Origin of the sequence: Peribacillus sp. NPDC046944 (genome assembly GCF_050272735.1) — a bacterium.
Taxonomy (GTDB): Bacteria; Bacillota; Bacilli; order Bacillales; family DSM-1321; genus Peribacillus.
This window is the reverse complement of record NZ_JBNNML010000005.1, coordinates 60,874-81,259: the sequence shown is the minus strand read 5'-3', so window position 1 is coordinate 81,259 and position 20,386 is coordinate 60,874. Positions and strand designations below refer to the sequence as shown.

The window sequence follows — 20,386 nt, the reverse complement described above, 5'->3', positions numbered from 1 at the left end:
GGAAATTCCTTAAACACAGTGTACTTGCTGTGTTTTTTATCGTATGCCAGATAAGAACATATCCTTATAGAACATTCCTTTTCACATCCGGTGGGTCTAAAAAGTTCCTGAATCCTCGATGGGATGATTGTACATACTTAGTTGCATACGAATGTATTTGGTTTGGAAGCACATTCTAACATAACTAGTTAAGAACACATGATGAATGAAGAGGTGAGTTGATGGAAGAACCAATTGTAACGGTTAGGAATGTATCAAAGATCTTCGGTAAGTTTCCAAAAGCAGCCATCGATTTATTGGAGAAAGGGAAATCCAAAAAGGAAATTTTAAAAGAAACTGGTCAAACAGTTGGTGTCAATAAAGTGAACTTCGAAATCTATCCGGGTGAAATCTTCGTGATCATGGGGCTATCTGGAAGCGGGAAGTCCACCTTAATTCGAATGTTCAATCGTTTAATTTCACCTACTAGGGGAGAAATCCTCATCAATAATGAAGACATTGTTAAAATGAATGCTTCTCGTTTAAGGGAAGTTAGACGAAAAAAAATTAGTATGGTGTTTCAAAACTTTGCTTTGTTCCCTCATAAAACGATCTTGGAAAACACCGAGTTTGGATTAGAAATACAAAAAGTGCCGGTAGAAGAACGAGAAAAAAGGGCGATGCAATCCCTAGAGGTTGTGGGACTAAAAGGGTATGAAAATCAGGTACCCTCCCAATTGAGCGGTGGGATGCAGCAACGTGTCGGCTTAGCCCGGGCACTTGCTAGCCATACTGATATCATCTTAATGGATGAAGCATTCAGTGCGCTTGACCCGCTAATTCGAAAAGATATGCAAGATGAATTACTTGAGATACAAGACCAATTTAAGAAAACCATCATTTTCATCACACATGATTTGGATGAAGCTTTACGGATTGGTGATAGAATCGCATTGATGAAGGATGGAAGCGTCATCCAGCTCGGGACACCTGAACAGATCATGATGAACCCTGCAAATGAATACGTTGAGAAATTTGTTGAAGATGTAGATTTATCGAAGGTATTAACCGCTTCCCATGTTATGAAAAGAGCAGAGAAAATCAGTGTGGACCGTGGTCCAAGGGTTGCATTGGAAATTATGCGGAAGCAAGGATATTCAAGTATCTTTGTAGTAGATCGAAGGCTAAGGTTATTGGGCGCCATTACAGCTGAGCAGGCCCTTAAAGCTATAGACAGCCATCAACCTATATCAGAGGTCATGACAACTGATATACCGCTAGCTAAGGAAGACCAATTACTCATTGAAATACTAGATGTGATGTCCACTTCAACACTTCCGATATCTGTAGTCGATGAAGAGAAAAGATTGAAAGGAGTCATTATCCGTGGAGCCGTCATTGGTGCTTTGGCTGGTAATAAAGATTCCTTGAACGAGATGGAAGTGAATACATGAATATCACAAGAATCCCATTAGGCACTTGGGTTGATAAAATAGTTGATTGGATCACCATCACATTCGTTGGTTTATTCTCTTTTCTAACACGATTAATCGAAGGGATTTTAAATATCCTTGTTGATGCTTTGAGTATAGGGCCACCACTGGTTTTAATTATATTTTTGACGCTTTTAGTTGCCTATACGAGTAAATGGAAGTTAGGCCTTTTTACAGTATTAGCCCTCCTGTTAATCGATAATCTGGGTTATTGGGAAGCTAGTGTCCAAACTTTGGCCCTCGTTCTTTCATCGGCGATCTTAACGATTGCGATTGGTATTCCGATAGGGATTTGGGCTGCCCAAAGTCCTACTGCGAGAAAAATCATCATTCCAACTCTGGATTTCATGCAGACAATGCCAGCTTTCGTATATTTGATTCCAGCCATCTTATTTTTTGGAATTGGGGTTGTTCCTGGTATTTTCGCTTCGATTATCTTTGCAGTTGCACCGACAATTCGCTTAACCAATCTTGGCATACAGGAAGTTCCGAAAGAATTAATTGAAGCTTCTGATGCGTTCGGTTCAACAAATAATCAAAAATTACTCAAAGTTCAATTACCATTGGCTGCTCCAACCATTTTTGCCGGCATTAATCAAAGCATTATGTTAGCTCTCTCTATGGTTGTTATAGCTTCCTTGGTAGGAGCACCAGGTCTAGGTGCAGAAGTTTATCGTGCTGTAGCTCAGATCAAAGTAGGACAAGGGTTTGAAGCGGGTTTGTCTATTGTCATAATCGCCGTTATCCTAGACCGAATTACACAAAACCTACGAAATCCTGCCTATACGAATTTTTTGAGTAAACGAATCGTCTTCTCAGTTTTTGGTGTCTTGTTTCTAGGTGCCTGTATTTTTGCTTCTTTACAAGGAGAGAACCCTTCCGAGGAGAATTCAGGTAGTGTAGGCAGTCTGACCGATTATGAAATTATTGGTATTGACCCAGGAGCAGGAATCATGAAATCCACCAAAAAGGCTATGGAAGATTATAACCTGGATGATTGGACCCTTGTTGAAGGATCATCAGCTGCCATGACCGCTGAATTGAAAAAGGCTTATGGCAATAAAGAACCCATCATTGTAACTGGCTGGACGCCGCACTGGATGTTTCAATCATTCGACTTAAAATATCTTGAAGATCCCAAAAACTCCTATGGTAAAGATGAAGACATTCATACCATTACTAGAAAAGGCCTTGAAAAGGATGCGAAAGGAGCCCATACCGTACTGGACCAATTCTTCTGGAAATCGAGTGATATGGAAGAAGTGATGGCAGATACAGCAACTGGAATGGAACCCGAAGAAGCCGCAGAAAAATGGATAGCAGCACATCCAAAACAAGTAGCAGAGTGGACAGACGGGGCACAAAAAGGAAATGGAGAAAGTATCAGTCTAGTTTACGTAGCATGGGAATCAGAAATCGCTAGTACCCATGTAATTGGAAAAGTTCTGGAACAACAAGGATTCAAAGTTACTTTACAGCAAGTAGAGATAGGACCTATGTTCGCAGGAATCGCAAATGGTAGCGCTGATGCTATGGTTGCCGCCTGGCTGCCAACCACTTCAGCTGAATACTTCGAAGAATACAAAGAGGATATTGTAGATCTTGGGCCAAACTTGAAAGGTACGAAACTCGGGTTAGTGGTACCAACCTATATGGATATCGATTCTATTGAAGAATTAAATGACTAAAGAAAAGGGATTCTCATTTTGGGGATCCCTTTTTGCATTAGACTATCTGAAGCAGAATGTAAGGTAACAAAACCAAAATGGTGAATATTGTTTATACTTTTGTGCAGATTAGGACATTTACTTAGGCAGTCTATAAAATTTTCCTATATTAACATAAAGAAAAGGGTATACTAGATAGATAAGAATATATATATTCTTAGTAACACATGTAAGAATGGTTCCATTTAGTCAGAACCTGATTCTTACATACAGACAGAAGGAGAATTGATACGTTTGAATAATAAAGAAGCAAAAGCAATCGAATTACCAGCAAATTATGAGGAATTAAAAAAATCGGCACACCGTACTGCGAACTGGAGAGAACGGTTAGATGCTATCGAAGAGTTAGGACAGCTGAAAAACCAACAAGTAATTGATATTCTAACACATATTATGAATAACGATGCTGTATATAAAGTACAAGAGGCAGCCTACCGTCAATTAAAAGGTTTAGGTGAAGATGTCCAGTTACCTGCAAAGAAAAAAGGTGAATTGTTTAAAGGGGTAACCAAAGTCTTGGTAAGAATTAAAAAGAGCTTGCCTGAAGGTCATACGTATAACGAGTTCAAAGAAAAGTTCAAAAAGATGAGAATTGATATATATGATGCCTACGAAGGCGAAAAGGGAGCCGACTTCGATAAGTGGCTTCAGTCTACCTGGGAAGGGTTATCGAAAAAGTAATTCGATTTAGTTTCATAGTATAGGAAAAAGGAGCAATCATTTTGCTCCTTTTTCTTATGCATACATATTAGTTTGATTATGCATCTCGTCACATATTCTAAACATTCATAAACCATTGAAAGGCCTAACCTCCTAGAGCTTGTAAATCGAATCATAAAAAGAAGTAATCCTACTTTCTCCACTAAGATTCATTTTTTTCATAACTCAACATAATGATAGTAATACCCTATTTGAATTCATACATGACCGGGGGAGGATCATGAATCAACTATTCGAAATCTTGGAAGAAGTGCAAAACACTTCTATGGAGTGTGTCTTAGCAACAATTATTCAGGTGAAGGGTTCGGCATACTTGCGTGAAGGTACCTCGATGCTCATAAAAAAAGATGGCACATTCACAGGCATTATTAGTGCTGGTTGTTTGGAAACCGATTTATTGCATCATTCTCAAAGAATATTTGAAAGTAAAAAAGCGGAAACCGTCGTCTATAACATGGAAAATAATGAAGATTTGGATTGGGGAGTATCTACAGGTTGTAATGGAATCTTATATATTTTACTTGAATATGTAGATCATAAGTTAAAAGAAAATCTTTTATGTATCAACGACACAATCACCAAGGGTAAGGATAGCATTTATCAAAGAGTACTAAGTAATGAATGGAACTTATCAGAATCCTATTTTTCACCAGAAGATTCATTCAAAGACGAATCGCTTAGATATAGTCAAACATCCAATTATGTATTTACTCAAAAGTTCTCGCCAAAACCTCGATTAATTATCTTTGGTGCTGGAGCAGATGCACATCCAGTTGTTTCTTTAGCTTCCCAAACCGGATTCTCGGTTACAGTTTGTGATTGGAGAGAATCACTTTGTAACGAACATAATATACCTGAAGCGGATAAGTATATAATTGGCTTCCCAAAAGAAATCGAGAAACAAATTTCCTTCAAAAAAGACGATTATGTCATTATAATGACCCATAACTTTCAAAGAGATAAGGAAATCCTTTCTTTTGTTAAAGATGAGTCATTATTCTATTTAGGCATTTTAGGTTCAAGAAAGCGAACGGCAAGTCTATTTGATGATGAAATTCCTAAGAATATACATGCACCCATTGGTTTATCGATCGGAGCTGTAGGACCATATGAGATTGCAGTAAGTATCATAGCTGAACTAATTCATATAAAAACAAGGAAGACCAGTCAATGAGAATTTCCGGTATATACTTGGCTGCTGGTAATAGTTATCGTATGGGAACAAATAAATTAACCTTAACATTAGGTAATAAAGAAATAGGTAGATGGGGTTTAGAAAAGGCCCTCGATTCAAATCTGGATGATATTATCCTCATTTCTCAACACCAAAATCGACTAGACTTATCTGGATTATGCACCCAAAAAGTAATGGAAGTAGAAGTTACCAAATCTAATGCGGGACAATCTCACTCACTTAAAGTCGGTATAGAACAAGCGAACATCTTACATTCGGATGCAGTCATCATTTTACTTGCCGATCAACCTTTTATTACGACAGATATGATAAATCAACTCATTAAAATATATAAACAAAAACCTACTACCTCCTTTGTTGCCTCTAGTTTTCTTGATATTATCCAGCCACCCATTCTTTTAGATAACCAGCTTTTTTCCAAGATACTTCACTTAACAGGAGATCAAGGTGCAAAAAAGATATTGAAGGAGCAAATGGAGCAAGGAATTCTTTTACCCTTTAATGACGAAAAACTGTTTACTGACATTGATTATATGGATGAGTACTTGTTTTGGAAAAAACACGTAGAATCAAACAGATAATGAGGGGATTTATATGGATATCATTGGAAAAGGTGTGATTCGTAAAGATGCGTGGGATAAGGTGACCGGTCAAGCCAGGTATACAGGAGATCATCATCATGCAAATATCCTTTCCGTTAAAAAGGTGATCAGTCCTTATGCTCATGCACTAATTAGAAAGATTGATATATCGAAAGCTGAAAAAATCAGTGGGGTCCGTGCAATCATAACAGGCGGAAATTTACCCCTAACAGGAGAAGAGATTAGAGATCGTTATCCCATAGCTCAAGACAAAGTCCGTTATCACGGTGAAGTTGTCGCACTCGTAGTCGCGGACACGCCTAAACAAGCAAGAATGGCTGCTGACCAGGTAAAAGTTGTTTATGAACCTTTGCCTGTTGTCAATTCTCCGACTGAAAGCATAAACCCTTCATCTCCTCTACTCCATTCCCATTTAGGTACATATACAAAAATATCCGAGGTATATCCTGAACCAGGTACGAATATAGCAAATCATTCAAAAATCCGAAAAGGTGATAAAGAAAGTGGATGGCAAGAGAGCGATATAATCGTTGAAGAAAATTTCTCCTTTTCTCCTTCTGATCATGTTGCAATGGAAACAAGATGTTCATTGGCAGAAATTCATGCAGATCAAAAAGTCTTCATCACTTCTTCTTCGCAAGCTCCTTTCATGATCAAGCGGCTTATAAGCGAATACTTTGGCGTTGAAATCGGAAAAGTCGTCGTAAACACTCCTTTGGTTGGAGGAGGATTCGGCGGTAAAGCCTCAGTACAACTTGAGCTATTAGCCTATATCGCTTCTAAAGCGGTCGGTGGAAAGTTGGTTAAGGTGGAAAATAGTCGTGAAGAGGATATCATTACATCCCCATGCCATATAGGTTTAGATGCGACAGTGAAACTGGGATGCACACAGTCTGGGGTCCTTAAGGTAGCTGAATTGACTTATCTCTGGGATGGGGGAGCATATGCTGACAAGGCTACAGACCTTAGTCGTGCTGGAGCAGTGGATTGCACGGGACCCTACCACATTGAAAATGTTTGGTGTGATTCTTTTTGTATGTATACAAATCATCCATACGCTTCTCCATATCGAGGGTTTGCCCATGCAGAGGTTTTGTTTGCTTTTGAGAGGACCATGGATTCTCTTTCAAAAAAACTTGGCATGGATCCACTTGAACTTCGTGAACGGAATGCGATACTTCCTGGACATTCTACTCCAACTCAAGTTACGTTGAATTCAAGTACCGTAGGGAATCTTCCTGAATGTATACATGTCCTCAAGAAAAAAATGAATTGGGAAGAAGGACAGTTCATTAGAAAAAGTGACAAAACAGTATTGGCGAAGGGGATAGCTTGCGTATGGAAAAATTCCACCATTGATACAAACGCAGGGTCCGGTGTGATTTTAACATTCAATCCTGATGGGAGTGTTAACCTTATATCAGGAGTAGTGGAAATCGGCACAGGTACGAAAACGGTGTTGGCACAAATTGTATCAGATAAATTGAAGATAGAAGTCGATCGTGTGAATGTTCAGATGGGAGTCCATACGCAAAGTACTCCTGAGCATTGGAAGACGGTCGCTAGTCGTGGAACGTTCATGGCTGGAAGAGCAGCAATCCAAGCTGCTGAAGATGCTATCTTTCAAATCAAGAAACTTGCTTCGGTTGTATTAGGAGTTCCCCTGGAAGACATTGAAATCGGTCAGGAAATTGTATATCTCAAGGGTGATCCAACAATACGCATTCCTTTCAAGGAGCTAGTTTATGGATATACTTATCCAAATGGAAATGCCATCGGAGGACAAATCATCGGTAGAGGACATTATATAACTCCCCATATTTCCAAATTAGATTCCGAAACGGGAGCAGGGAACCCAGGACCTGAATGGACAGTAGGCGTACAAGGGGTTGAAGTAGAATATGATACCCATGAATATACCTATAAGGTAGTAAGAGCCATATCCGTCATCGATGCAGGGAAAGTGCTGAACCAAAAAACGGCAGAAGGTCAAATAATGGGGGCAATGAGTATGGGCTTAGCCTTTGCTGGTCGTGAAACGTTCTATTTCGACCATGCAGGCAGGGTCCTTAACCCGCAATTCCGGACGTACCGACCCTTAAGATATGGTGAAAATCCCGAATACATTTGTGAGTTTTTAGAGACACCGCATCTAGAAGCACCATATGGGGCAAGAGGTCTCGGTGAACATGGCCTGTTAGGAATGCCAGCTGCATTAGGTAACTGTTTATCCCTTGCTGCGGGTATACCTTTAAATCACTTACCCTTACTTCCCGAACTAATTTGGGAAGGGAAGAAAGAAGGGAGGCATCACTGATGTTACCCTTCCATTTTGATTATTATAAACCAGAATCCATACAAGAAGCTCTAGACCTTTTTCAAACATTAAAAGGTCTAGGGAAGACTCCTTTGTACTATGGTGGAGGAACAGAGATTATAACATTAGGACGACTGAATCTTGTATATGCCGATGCTATTATTGATTTAAAAGGGATTTACGAATGTAATATATTTGAATTCCAAAATAATGAACTCATTATTGGTTCTACAGTGAGCCTAAGCGCTTTTGAAGAGAAAATGCTTTTCCCTTTATTAACGAAGACTTCAAAGGAAGTTGCAGATTATACTTCAAGAAATAAGATTACCATTGGTGGGAATATATGTGGGAACATTTTTTATAGGGAGTCTGTTCTGCCATTCTTATTAGCGGATAGTGCTGTAATTATTGCAGGACCTAAAGGAATAAGAAAATTATTATTAAGCAAAGTTTTTCATAATGAATTACAACTGGAAGAAGGTGAATTTCTAGTGCAAATTCTTACAGAAAAAGAGTATCTTCCTGCTCCCCATCTGAGTATTAAGAAACGGCAACAATGGGATACGGGATATCCACTTTTGACCGTGGCTTCCCTGAAAAAAGACGGTTATGTACGTTTTGCATTTAGCGGAGTTTGTCCATTTCCCTTTCGTTCGATCCCAATGGAAGAAACCCTCAATGACCAGAATTTATCCTATAAAGACCGAGTTTTGGCATCTTTTGAATACTTGCCTAATTCAATTTTAAATGACATGGAAGGATCTAATGAATATCGACTATTTGTATTGGAAAATACGCTAACTTCTATTTTGTCTAAGTTGGGTGATGAAGAATATGAATAGGAATTTGGGGAATCAAAATACAACAATTCGCTTAAAAATTAATCAGGAGAGGTACGAGAGAGAGATACTGGCCTCAGATCTATTACTAGATGTATTGCGAAAAATAGGATTCACGGGAGCCAAGCCAGGATGCTTAAATGGTGATTGCGGGGCATGCACGGTAATCATGGGTAAACAGCCAATGAAATCATGTTTAGTATTAGCGATTGAAGCCAATGATACAGAAATCATTACTATTGAAGGTCTTCACAAAACCCCCATACAACAGGCATTCGTTGAGCATTTTGCTTTTCAATGCGGGTACTGTACACCTGGATTTATCATGAATGCTACGGCTTTACTTCTTAATGACGACGACCCAACCCCTGAGAAAATCAAAACATGGCTTTCTTCTAATATTTGTCGATGCACCGGGTACAAAGAAATTGAAGAAGCGATACATTCAGCCATACACAATATAAAATTCATTGAATGAAGTGACAGATTTCTGTTTACCTGAATAAAATGCCTACATGGGGAGTGATGATATTGAATGAATCCTGTGAGAAGGATACCAATTTAACAATAATTCACTCCTTTCAGCGTAGTATTGAAATTACGACAGCCATCCTATTATTGACCGGACAAATCACAATTATTGGAGTGTTTGTAAGACCGGGTAGATTTAGCCTCTCTTTAGGTGGGCCACTTTTTGGAGGGCATCGTTTAGAGGGAAAGAATCATGAGGAAGTGGGAAATCTTTTCATCGATATACTTGATATTATTTTAGCTATATTACTCATCAATAACGTCATACATGTTACGGGCACATTCGTTTCATCCGGTGACTTCTCCATTAATGTTTCAGGCCCCATTTTTGGTTACCCGGAAGTTGTCCCCGCACTGCCCTTTGAAGATTATGACTTTTTCAATAAAATCGTAAGTAAACATTACAACGTTCCTCCAGAAATGGTAACTAAATTAAGAGGGAATGAGTATAATGTCATTAACTGATATACCTACCGTAAAAAATTCGAGGTACAATGTATTTCTAATAGTTCTTCCAATAATTTTTTTCATTTTTTTCTTCACTCAACAAAAAACCACGGACCAATAAACTAAAAAAGGAATTGTCATCATTTTATAGAAATTTAGAGGTAAAGCATATCAAATGGCTTTACCTTTCATATTTCATACACTTCATGGACCAAAGTGACAGGTAATATTGGACTCTTCAATGGAAGAGCAATTAAGTGACAGACACGTGATCAGAAGGTATCCACTAAATACAGCCCTGTTTAACCAGAGTTCCTGATTAGAGAGCATTATTTCTAGGTGACAAGTGAGCCATCCCTTTCTTTCATAACCTAAGCATAATAGGTAGAGAGCGACAGGTAAGACAAATAGTGAAAAAACATGGGTTATAAAATAGATTTTTCCCTATATTAATTACATCATAAGGTGAGCCGTGCCTTCACCTGAATTTATTATTTAATCTCGTAAATCCATAAAATAAGGAAGCATCCCTACCCATTTTGTTACGTGTATTCATGTATGGACGAAGACAATTCTGGAAGATTCGATCACAGTGTTCTGAAGGTCCATATTTTTCATAACAAATATCATGTGATTTGCAGCACGAATCGACCGCGTTAGTAGGTGCACCAGGTCCCGAACAACCCGGACCACACCATCTATACCCTGGTACACAAAAACCTCGATTTAATCGTTTACTTCTGTTCAAAATACCGCCTTCTTTCCTAAGAGGGATTAGCTATAATACTTTATGTAGGAATACCTGGAAGCGGTAGGGCTTTTTGCAGACTGTCATAAAATATATAGGAAAAGGGCATTGGCTTTGGAAATGAGAAAATGAAATGAAGACAAAGCACGCTATCCTATTTTCAAAACGTTATTCTATATGGATAGATATCGTTTGATTACTGATACTATGAGGTTTTAAAAGGGTAATAGCTTCCTGATTTCGGAGGTTGGTTATAAGTTCCAAACCCTTTCTCTTGAACTCGTTCCTTTTAAGGAGTACATTATTTTGTGACTTATGAAAAACTTACTAAAGGAGAACTAAATTGAACAGAAGTGATAGATTAAAAAAGCGTCAATGGACTTTATATATAGCCATAGTAATCTTTACTCTTATCCTTTTTCTCGGCACATGGAATCAGGTAGCCAATAAGAAGAATACTTTCGTTCCAGCTGGGGGAAGTTCAAATGAAAGTGATCAAATGTTAATAATTGAATTGCCTGATGGTAATGTGATGACTACTGAACAAAAGAACATCTATTATAAAAGGGACAAAGTATATTACAAGAGTAAATATAATGAAATTGATATTACTGGTTCCAAAATTAAACAAAAAAAGTAGATAGTTGATCTTCCAATAACTATATGAAATGAAGAAGGAAGCGGAAATGGGGACGATAATACAAAATATATCCTTTCCGATTCTTTTAAACAATTGGAAGCTTATTTTCTCCGTTATCTCCAATGCTATCAAGTGTAGCTGTGGCCATTTGTTCTCTAATACGTTTAATATGGACATCCATGAGGTGCTTGGCTTTGTCGGCATCTTTTAATGCGATAGAAATATAGATATCTTTATGTTCTTGAAGGGTTTCTTGAAAGTGACCTGGTTTTGAAAAACGGTGCTGTCTAGTCGCTTGAATCGTTTCTTTCATTTGATCACTAAGGGTATGTACCAGTCCTGCAAATATGGAATTGTTTGTAGCTTGTGCAATGCTATTATGAAACAACAGATCTGCTTGTAAACCCAATTCCTCATCGTGTTCTGAATTCGCCATATCTTCTAAAGCCTTAAGCATTTTTTGGAAATCTAGCGAGGTTGCTTTCTGTGCAGCTAAAAATGCACACTCCGTTTCAATTACTCTACGAACTTCGAGCATTTCATAAACCATATCATTCTCAGCATCAATGATGGTGGTGGATAACTGATTGATCAGTGACTGAACTTCAGAATGTCTTATAAATCTCCCATCACCTGGTCTTACCTCTATGACTCCGTTAATCTCCAATACCCGAAGAGCTTCTCTGATTGAAGTTCGACTCACCTTAAACCGTATGGATAGATCCCGCTCAGAGGGTAATTTATCACCAGGTTTGAGTTCCCCAGTAATAAAAGATTCTTTAATTTGATTGAAGATTATTTCGTATACTTTTGGCGATTTAACTGGTATAGAATCCATTACTCATTACACATCCTTATCCCACTATAAGTGGACTCATTTTAACAAGCATTTCTCATTGTAGCAAGCGGATAAGTGGAATGTTATTTTCACCTTACATAATAAATACGAGTATTAACACTGGTTAGACCAATGTTGATAAATTCCTCCCTAAATAAAAGAGAGATTTCATACATGGTGATATTGGCGGAACCTACTAATCTTTAATAAATATGTGTTTTATTAGCGTTAATTTCAAGAAAACGAAAATTTGTTGAAAAAATCAAAATATTTAGTATAATGAAAACTGGTTGGACCAATTATTAAGATTCATAATGATTCGTGGACAAATAACTCGTTTATGAAATCGTTTACTTTATTACAATCAGATATTTGAGTAGAAAGTGGGAGATGGGGATGGAAGCAACTAGCGTAGGTTTAGTAAAGGCTTTAAAAGAAGTTCTATCGGAAAGTCAAGTAACCGAAAACCAGACAGTAAGAGAACTGCATGGCAGAGATGAATCCTATCATGCTACAAGCCTTCCGGATATTGTTGTATTTCCGGAAACAACGCAGCAAGTGAGCGAAGTTGTAAAGGTAGCAAGTATACATAAAGTTTCAGTGGTTCCTTTTGGATTGGGATCTAGCTTAGAAGGGCATGTCATCCCATACCAACATGGTATCACCATTGACTTTTCACTAATGAATAAAGTATTGGAAGTACGTGGTGATGATTTTCTTGTAAAGGTGCAGCCTGGCGTGACTCGTTCTCAACTGAACAAAGAATTGAAAAAATACGGTTTATTCTTTTCCGTCGATCCGGGAGCAGATGCTACCCTAGGAGGAATGGCTGCTACCAATGCTAGTGGAACTACATCAGTTAAATATGGTGTAATGCGAGACCAGGTCCGTGATCTTGAAGTGGTTCTTGCGGATGGTTCAATTATACATACCGGTAATTTGGCCGCTAAATCATCATCAGGTTACCATCTAAACGGCCTATTCGTTGGTTCTGAGGGGACCCTAGGATGTTTTACTGAATTAACCCTTAGAGTTTACGGAATTCCTGAGCATATTATGGCCGCAAGAGCATCCTTTCCTTCATTGAATGATGCAGTTGAAGGCGTAGTATCTATATTACAGGCTGGCATTCCAATCGCAAGGGTAGAGCTAGTGGATGAGCCATCCATGAAACAGGTGAATCTCCATAGCGAAACAAGCTATAACGAAGGCCCTACGCTATTTTTGGAGTTTCATGGGAATGAAGCTGGATTGAAACAAGATGTAGCTTTCACAAAAGAAATAGTAGCAGAACATAATTGCCTCGATATTGAATTCGAAACAGATAATGCTGCTAGGAACCGCCTATGGGAAGCTCGCCATAATCTTGCCTATGCTTATATTCACGGCCATCCTGGGAAAAAACTGATGGTAACGGATGTCTGCCTGCCGATATCGGAGCTATCTGGAGCCATTCACCACGCCAGGGAAACGGTGGATTCATTAGGCCTGACCGGTGGAATCGTTGGCCATGTAGGCGATGGCAACTATCATATCCTCTTAATGATCGATAACGAAAATAAAGAAGAGGTGGGAAGGGCTAAACAATTAAATGAACAAATTGTTCTATACGCCCTTGAACGCAACGGAACATGTACGGGAGAGCATGGAGTGGGAGTCGGTAAACAAAAATATCAGAAACAAGAACATGGGGAGTCACTCTTGGTGATGGAAAAAATAAAAAAAGCCCTTGATCCTGACAATCTATTAAATCCAAGTAAAATATTCATGCAAGAAGGAGAGTGACGAGATGAAAGTTCTAGAAACTCTCAGTGCGTTAGCCGGAAAATATTTTGCTGTTTGGGTTATCTTAATATCCGTCATTGCCTTTATGTTTCCAGATCCCTTTTTGGGTCTTGGAGGATATATTACGATATTGTTAGGCGTTGTCATGTTCGGAATGGGTCTTACGTTAAAGGCAGTTGATTTTAAAATCATCATTACAAAACCTCTGCCCGTAATCATTGGTGTTGCCGCACAGTTTGTCATCATGCCATTAGTGGCATTCTTTATTGCGAAAGTCATGAATTTACCACCTGAATTGGCTGCAGGGTTGGTGTTACTTGGCTGTGTACCAGGCGGGACCGCCTCGAACGTTATGGTATATCTAGCAAAAGGGAATGTTCCCTTGTCAATTGCTATGACTTCGGTATCAACCTTACTGGCTCCAATTATGACACCATTGCTTCTGCTGTTGCTGGCAGGCCAATGGATGCCGGTTAATTTTTCATCAATGTTCATGTCCATCGTTCAAGTCATCATTCTTCCCATTGTTTTAGGTCTGATCATTAAAAAGTTTTTCCCTGTTATAGTAGAGAAAAGCTTAACCGTATTACCGCTTATATCCGTTGTAGCTATTATCACGATTGTAAGCGCAGTAGTTTCAGGAAACGCCTCCAGTATTGCTACATCTGGGTTCCTTATTTTCACGGCAGTCATGCTTCACAATGGATTCGGACTTCTGATTGGTTACTTTGCGGCAAAAGCGCTTGGGCTTGATGAAGTGAATAGAAGGGCGATTTCAATTGAAGTAGGCATGCAAAACTCTGGATTAGGCGTTGCCCTTGCAACTGCTCATTTCGGACCGTTAGCAGCGCTCCCAAGCGTTCTGGCGGCTGCTTGGCATAATATATCCGGACCCATTCTTGCGACATACTGGTCAAAAAAGTCTGCTGGTAATAAAGAGATCGAGGAAATACCGGTGCAGCCAATGGAGACGAAGGTTTAAATATGAATGATTTAAGAATTCCATTCTTCATGGGATTCTTTTTTTGTCTGAAATTGAAAAGTCCAAAGAATTTAGATCCAATAGTAGAACGTCGAACAGTAGAGTTTTTGGGATCAGACAAGAATTCAGCCAAGGTGAAAGTAACACTTTGTCTCACATAATCATGTACATCATATGAAATAGTATCTATTATTGGTCTCCAAATAAAATTTCATTCTATTTGGAGATCCTTTGAACATATAATGAAAAAATTCAGAACTACGTTCGACAGCAACAATATATTGTCGTTCAATAAAAGGAAATCTGTAAAATATTTCGAATGGTATTTGCATATTAAAAGATTTTGGAAGGATTCCTGAACCAAGTAGGATTGGCCTTTTTCTGTGAAATGCTTATGAAAAAGAAAATGGGGCAAAATAATTGCCTTTGAGCACGGGGCGGGAATCGAATGAGATTAAATGGAATGTAGATTCGGAGTTTATTAGGGAGGTTTATAAGTGGGCAATATTGATAATAGAAAACGATTAGATGAAGCTCCGTTTAGTTACAGAATTACCAAAAGTAATACTGTTTTTATCGATTATAAGGGAAAACAAGTAAAATTATTAAAAGGTAAAGATGCTGAAAAAATTTTAGAAAAGATTAACATTGCTGAAAATGAAAAAGCAGTGCAACTGATATTGGCAAAGATCACAGGGAACTTTAAAAGAGGAAATGAACGTATTGTGAATTCAAAGAATAATGGAAAATCCTAAAAAAGTAATACACTTATTGAGCAAATAGGGGCTTTAGTTCAATAACGAGTCGGGCACTTCCTTTTACTAAAAGGAGAGATTATCGGACATTGAGAAGGAGAAGTCATTATGAGGAACTGGAAGAAGAAAACTTCACTAGTATAGATATTATAGGAATGAGCAGCGCCTTAAATGGACTGCTCTTATTTATTATCTCAGCTCCGCTCATTAAATCGTTTTGGTGCATTATAAAATTTTTGGTGCATTAAAGAGCGAAACCTGTGTAGCATTTTATACGGAAACCTTTTTACGATTATAAGAACCCTTTCCTTTCTTATTCTTGATTACACGAGTGGAGGGGTCGAAAGCCCAACACATTCTACTATTTGTTAGTTCGCCAATTGTTTTCTTTTTAGTTTTAGCCATATGTATTCCTTCTTTCGTAGATATGTAGAAATAAAAAAAGACAGCCGGAAATGGCTACCTTTCTATGGAAGGGAGGAAAATAAGATGTCAAACATAAAGTAAAAGGGACTAGCTTTATATGGCTAATCCTTTTTCTTTTCTGCAAAATAAAAACCGATCTTAGTTATCAAGTATAAGATAAACAAGACATAAAGATTTCTTGAAATGACTAGACCATTGACACCTAGTTCATACCCTAATGGTATTAAAAAGTCGGTATTAAATACAATAACAAGAGCGATCACTAAAGGTATCAAGGTCAATATTAAAAATAACTTTTGATTATTACTCATAGGTATCCTCCAATCCTAATTTATGTATGTATTGGTATTCTCATTATAATAACATCCATGATTTGCAAATAATACAAAATTAGAAAGAGAAGGAGGGGTTGGGCTTAAGGTTATCCGAGCTTTTTATTCTCATGGGCCAATTGAACGTTTAACAGCAATTAATTCTGCTTTTTCATATGTGCTTATACATAAACTTTGTAACATTGATCCCAATTCTGAAAGAACAGCATTAGGACCTGGAGCATCAAAAATTCCAGCTACCATAGTGTTATGAAATGCAGGAATTACTTTAGAATTATTTTGATTTTCAACGGGAACTAATGGGGCTTTAGATTAATAAAAAAATCACAAAAGTGGCTATGCTTGAAATCAACATTAAAGTATAACAGACATGAAAGGTTAGGGAAGAAAGTCTGTCACAGAGCAAAATGAATAATTCTAGTTTACATAATATATATTATAGGAAGTTATAAAATAATATCAATCTGTGTCTCATATCATAAGAATACTTAACTAAGTGAGACCGAATCAAAATTTATGTTTTTATATAAAGCTCTAACATAACTATGATTTTTATAACACATACAAGTTTTCATCTATTTAAATGATTTAGATTTAATGTAAATAATTTATAAAACTATTATTGATTATTCTTGATCAGGATCACATACAATTTTCATTTTAATGCACTCACAGTAAATGTAATCTGGAAACTCCAGTGTTATTTGATTTCCAAACAGAAATATATTCATAATGAGTTCCTGCTTATATTATTAATATTAGTCTCGCTTTAAATCACTTACCAGATAATAACAAGCGTTTGTATCACATTTTGTATCAAGCCTGTATCTTATCCCCATACCGTACGTTATAACAGCAAACCGCCAAGAGTCTTTAATTCTAGATGAAACAACATCCAAAATACTTTTTTATTGTTATGTAAACTTTGGTTTACCATACGAGTAATATCTCTCTCAATTTTGGATGTGTATTGACTTGAATTGTTTTAAACCCACTATCAATATTACCCGCCCTTCCCTTCTATCTCGTATTATATATATTAGTAAAATCCGTTTACTTCACTGGCTTCGATCAATCAAAAGTATAACGAATGAACAAGATATTCTTAAAACGCCCATTACTATATCAATATATATAAATATAACTAAAATGATAAAAATCACGGGTTAACACTTCAATAAAAGTATTTCAGAATAATAAATTCATTCGAATTTATTAGTGATTTCCACTTTAAAACTAATAATATCTATAAATTCTTTTCAACATCACAACCTTCCCAATTGTTAAATATAACTGTAGCCGCTTTCCATAAATTAAACTGATAATGATAATTATGTTTCCTTTCCGTTTTCCCTCCAGTCTGATTTTGTTACGAATGATAGCAATTCCGTTAATACGTTCACTAATAAGTTCGCTGAGTATAAATGGACAAGTGTCACTCCTAACTAATTAATTGAATACATACTTTAGTCAATTAATTAGTTAGATATAGATTTCTTTTATAAGCAAAGTTATACAGATTTAAAACTATATTTCTAAACATTCCTCCATTATACCTACTATCAGTAAAGTACTTTACTCGCATTGACTAAGAAAAAAATCAATTGTAACCTTTAATAATATCTTACTCAAATTAAAGTAATGTATTTTGAGTAAGATGAAGTTCTAATTAAGGAGGTTAGTGAAATAAGTAATCATAGTACATGTACTTATTACTAAACTGCAAATTAATTTTGGATTCTTTGAATGAAATAGTTTTGCTTTACGACAACTTACACGAGTATGAACTAATAACCAATATTTATTAGGAAGGATGATAGAACATGAATAAGTCAGATCAAATGATGCCAGAGCAAGTTCTAAATCTATTAAGTGGAGAAAATAAAGAGAATCCATTTTCTATATTCGCGCAAATACGTAAAGCGGGATCTGTCATTTCTATTCCAAACCCTTTTGGCCAAACAGATAGTAAAGCATGGCTAGTTGTACATATGGATGAAGCGATTCAAGTTTTGAAACAGCACGCTATATATACTGTAGACCCAAAAACGATTGAGAATGACAAAAGCTTTAGGGATAAAATGGCTAATGATGTAGATTCATCGTCGCCCGATACCTTTTTCACTGGGAAGTCCATGCTCTTTGCTGATGGTGTAGATCATAGAAGATTACGTATGTTAGTTTCAAAAGCCTTTACACCTCGATACATGGAAGGGTTACGTTCTCGCGTTCAAGAAATCGCCGATGAATTACTGGATCAAGTTCAGTCTCAAGGTGAGATGGACATTGTTAAAGACTATGCTTACCCCTTACCGATAAACGTAATTTCAGAAATGTTAGGTGTGCCCCATGAAGATCGTGAAAAGCTTAAAGTTTGGTCCACCGCAATCGCTAATGGCCTAGGTTTGGGTAAACAAGACCCGACAGTTGGGAAGCACTTACAAGAGTTCGGGGAATATACTGAAATGTTAGTTGAAGAAAAAAGGAAGAATCCTTCCGATGACTTAATTAGCCAGTTGATTGCCATTGAAGAACAAGGTGAGCGTCTTGATAAGTCAGAATTGATTTCGATGATCACTTTACTCATTTTTGCAGGTCATGAGACAACGTCGAACTTAATTGCAACTGGGACTATGATGTTATTTGAACATCCAGAACAGCTAGAAATGCTTAAGGCTGATTTAACTTTAGTTCCTTCAGCTGTTGAAGAACTATTGCGATTCAATGGTCCATCAACGATTGTAGGACCACGTTTTGCTAAAGAAGATACACGATTGGGTGGGCAGCAAATCAAAAAAGGAGATTTACTACTTGTGATGGTGAAAGCCGCCAATCGTGATGAGAAAGTCTTTACTGACTCAGAAGATTTAGATATAAAACGTAAGATAGATCGTCACCTCGCCTTTGGACATGGCCTACACGTATGTCTAGGGTCTCCGCTTGCTCGTATAGAAGGAGATATTGCCTTTACTACTCTTTTAAAACGAATGCCCAACTTAAGGTTAAGTATTCCTAAGGAGAAAGTTGAGTGGCAGTTTTCACTCTCATCCCAAAGTCTTGATTCACTTCCTGTTGCTTTTTAAAAATGTATTCACTCTTCTAGTTCTGATACTTACCAAAATAAAAACCCAAACCACTAATAGGTATTTATTGGTTTGGGTTTTTCGCTATTAGAATATAGGTATCATCAACCAACATCCCCTTCCTAATTAACTTTTAGTACAAATGCATACAAAGCATCACCTTTGGACACAGTAGCATCCTCTCCATCCATCCACCACACACTATATGAATAATAGTATATGCCTTTTTCTTTAGGAACAGTAAACTGATCATCCCTTAAATGAATGTCTGTTTCTTTATTTTTCTCATTCGCATTAAACTGTGTTATATACATTTCATTTGGTTTAGGTTCATAATCCATCTTTATGGTAACCTTCTCACCTGGTAGTGCCTCAATAGGCTTTTTATCCGCTAATAGTTCCACTGGTCCTGCCATATCTACACAAGTATTTACTTTGCTATCCCTCCAACAGTAAGTACCTAGTTTCGTTTCATATGCTTCATTAGCCAGTTCAATCTGAACCTTTGGGGGCTTTTCCCCATCCATTTCATTACTGTTTGAACACCCCATTAGATTAAGCACAAAGAATGATAATGCTAACCATTTTTTCATATAGAATCCCCACCTTTATTACATAGACGTTAATTCATATGAAAAGTTGCTCCAATTCTCCATTAATGAAGTATAGAACTATAAATAATTTTTCATCAGATTATGAAACTCCGCCGTGTTATCAGGTACGAATTCAATTAATCATGAATGTACTCTACAAAACCCACTTAATTCCTCTCCCTATGTATTCATATCTCCAAAGTAGATGTCCTTTCTCTTAATCTAGTCTGAACCTTCTAATACCAATATCGTTTAAATAAACTTGTACGTTACTTTGAATGGGTACGTCTTTAATGGCCATAAAGCCACTATCCTTGAATTTTTCTTCTAATTTGAGCCCAACATATTACTTAA

At 37.3% G+C, this 20,386-nt stretch carries 19 protein-coding genes; 14 read left to right on the top strand and 5 right to left on the bottom strand.

All coding sequences use genetic code 11. The features are described 5' to 3' along the window. Nucleotides 1-221: 221 nt before the first annotated feature. From ACQKIC_RS10880 to ACQKIC_RS10840, 9 genes are all read left to right on the top strand, one after another. The gene (locus ACQKIC_RS10880) at nt 222-1,433 is read left to right on the top strand and encodes a quaternary amine ABC transporter ATP-binding protein (protein WP_427591309.1); all 1,212 of its coding nucleotides are present in this window, start codon (nt 222-224) and stop codon (nt 1,431-1,433) included. Continuing rightward, nucleotides 1,430-3,160: a glycine betaine ABC transporter substrate-binding protein gene (locus ACQKIC_RS10875; protein ID WP_427591310.1), complete on the top strand. Its 1,731-nt coding sequence runs from the start codon at nt 1,430-1,432 to the stop codon at nt 3,158-3,160. Before ACQKIC_RS10880 ends, ACQKIC_RS10875 begins: the two co-directional genes overlap by 4 nt. Nucleotides 3,161-3,433: 273 nt before the next feature. After that, complete coding sequence (locus tag ACQKIC_RS10870) at nt 3,434-3,880, top strand: HEAT repeat domain-containing protein (RefSeq protein WP_427591311.1); 447 nt, start codon at nt 3,434-3,436, stop codon at nt 3,878-3,880. A 289-nt stretch (nt 3,881-4,169) separates the two neighbouring features. Next, nucleotides 4,170-5,093, top strand: coding sequence for an XdhC family protein (locus ACQKIC_RS10865; protein WP_427668642.1), 924 nt, complete (start codon nt 4,170-4,172; stop codon nt 5,091-5,093). Beyond that, nucleotides 5,090-5,695: a nucleotidyltransferase family protein gene (locus ACQKIC_RS10860; RefSeq protein WP_402959417.1), complete on the top strand. Its 606-nt coding sequence runs from the start codon at nt 5,090-5,092 to the stop codon at nt 5,693-5,695. The genes ACQKIC_RS10865 and ACQKIC_RS10860 overlap by 4 nt, the downstream gene beginning before the upstream one ends. Before the next feature lie 13 nt (nt 5,696-5,708). Next, entirely contained in the window at nt 5,709-8,033 is a 2,325-nt protein-coding gene (locus ACQKIC_RS10855) for a xanthine dehydrogenase family protein molybdopterin-binding subunit (RefSeq protein ID WP_427591313.1), read from the top strand. Further along, on the top strand, nt 8,033-8,875 hold the full coding sequence (locus tag ACQKIC_RS10850; RefSeq protein WP_427591314.1) for an FAD binding domain-containing protein: 843 nt from the start codon (nt 8,033-8,035) through the stop codon (nt 8,873-8,875). Before ACQKIC_RS10855 ends, ACQKIC_RS10850 begins: the two co-directional genes overlap by 1 nt. Further along, complete coding sequence (locus ACQKIC_RS10845; protein ID WP_402872989.1) at nt 8,868-9,350, top strand: (2Fe-2S)-binding protein; 483 nt, start codon at nt 8,868-8,870, stop codon at nt 9,348-9,350. Before ACQKIC_RS10850 ends, ACQKIC_RS10845 begins: the two co-directional genes overlap by 8 nt. Nucleotides 9,351-9,379: 29 nt before the next feature. After that, on the top strand, nt 9,380-9,868 hold the full coding sequence (locus tag ACQKIC_RS10840; protein WP_427668625.1) for a hypothetical protein: 489 nt from the start codon (nt 9,380-9,382) through the stop codon (nt 9,866-9,868). A gap of 460 nt (nt 9,869-10,328) precedes the next feature. Here the strand turns inward: ACQKIC_RS10840 and ACQKIC_RS10835 are convergent, their stop codons facing one another. After that, nucleotides 10,329-10,598: a Parvovirus coat protein VP1-like protein gene (locus tag ACQKIC_RS10835; protein WP_427591315.1), complete on the bottom strand. Its 270-nt coding sequence runs from the start codon at nt 10,596-10,598 to the stop codon at nt 10,329-10,331. Nucleotides 10,599-10,941: 343 nt separating this feature from the next. On the opposite strand from ACQKIC_RS10835, the gene ACQKIC_RS10830 reads away from it, so the two are divergent. Further along, nucleotides 10,942-11,238 (top strand): hypothetical protein, encoded by a 297-nt coding sequence (locus tag ACQKIC_RS10830; protein ID WP_427591316.1) that lies wholly within the window; start codon nt 10,942-10,944, stop codon nt 11,236-11,238. A gap of 85 nt (nt 11,239-11,323) precedes the next feature. Here ACQKIC_RS10830 and ACQKIC_RS10825 read toward each other — a convergent pair whose 3' ends face one another. Beyond that, complete coding sequence (locus ACQKIC_RS10825; protein WP_427591317.1) at nt 11,324-12,076, bottom strand: FadR/GntR family transcriptional regulator; 753 nt, start codon at nt 12,074-12,076, stop codon at nt 11,324-11,326. Nucleotides 12,077-12,472: 396 nt separating this feature from the next. Here ACQKIC_RS10825 and ACQKIC_RS10820 point away from each other — a divergent pair, with 396 nt between their 5' ends. From ACQKIC_RS10820 to ACQKIC_RS10810, 3 genes are all read left to right on the top strand, one after another. Beyond that, on the top strand, nt 12,473-13,861 hold the full coding sequence (locus ACQKIC_RS10820; protein WP_427591318.1) for an FAD-binding oxidoreductase: 1,389 nt from the start codon (nt 12,473-12,475) through the stop codon (nt 13,859-13,861). Nucleotides 13,862-13,865: 4 nt separating this feature from the next. Further along, on the top strand, nt 13,866-14,843 hold the full coding sequence (locus ACQKIC_RS10815; protein WP_402991718.1) for a bile acid:sodium symporter family protein: 978 nt from the start codon (nt 13,866-13,868) through the stop codon (nt 14,841-14,843). A gap of 497 nt (nt 14,844-15,340) precedes the next feature. Then, on the top strand, nt 15,341-15,598 hold the full coding sequence (locus tag ACQKIC_RS10810; RefSeq protein WP_402959434.1) for a hypothetical protein: 258 nt from the start codon (nt 15,341-15,343) through the stop codon (nt 15,596-15,598). A gap of 270 nt (nt 15,599-15,868) precedes the next feature. Here ACQKIC_RS10810 and arfA read toward each other — a convergent pair whose 3' ends face one another. Then, nucleotides 15,869-16,003: an alternative ribosome rescue factor ArfA gene (arfA, locus tag ACQKIC_RS10805; RefSeq protein ID WP_402991715.1), complete on the bottom strand. Its 135-nt coding sequence runs from the start codon at nt 16,001-16,003 to the stop codon at nt 15,869-15,871. A 122-nt stretch (nt 16,004-16,125) separates the two neighbouring features. Further along, nucleotides 16,126-16,335 (bottom strand): hypothetical protein, encoded by a 210-nt coding sequence (locus tag ACQKIC_RS10800; protein WP_427591319.1) that lies wholly within the window; start codon nt 16,333-16,335, stop codon nt 16,126-16,128. Nucleotides 16,336-18,179: 1,844 nt separating this feature from the next. Between ACQKIC_RS10800 and ACQKIC_RS10795 the strand changes: the two genes are divergently transcribed. After that, nucleotides 18,180-19,439, top strand: coding sequence for a cytochrome P450 family protein (locus ACQKIC_RS10795; RefSeq protein WP_402991710.1), 1,260 nt, complete (start codon nt 18,180-18,182; stop codon nt 19,437-19,439). A gap of 122 nt (nt 19,440-19,561) precedes the next feature. Here the strand turns inward: ACQKIC_RS10795 and ACQKIC_RS10790 are convergent, their stop codons facing one another. Beyond that, entirely contained in the window at nt 19,562-20,032 is a 471-nt protein-coding gene (locus ACQKIC_RS10790; RefSeq protein WP_427591320.1) for a hypothetical protein, read from the bottom strand. Between the last annotated feature and the right edge of the window lie 354 nt (nt 20,033-20,386).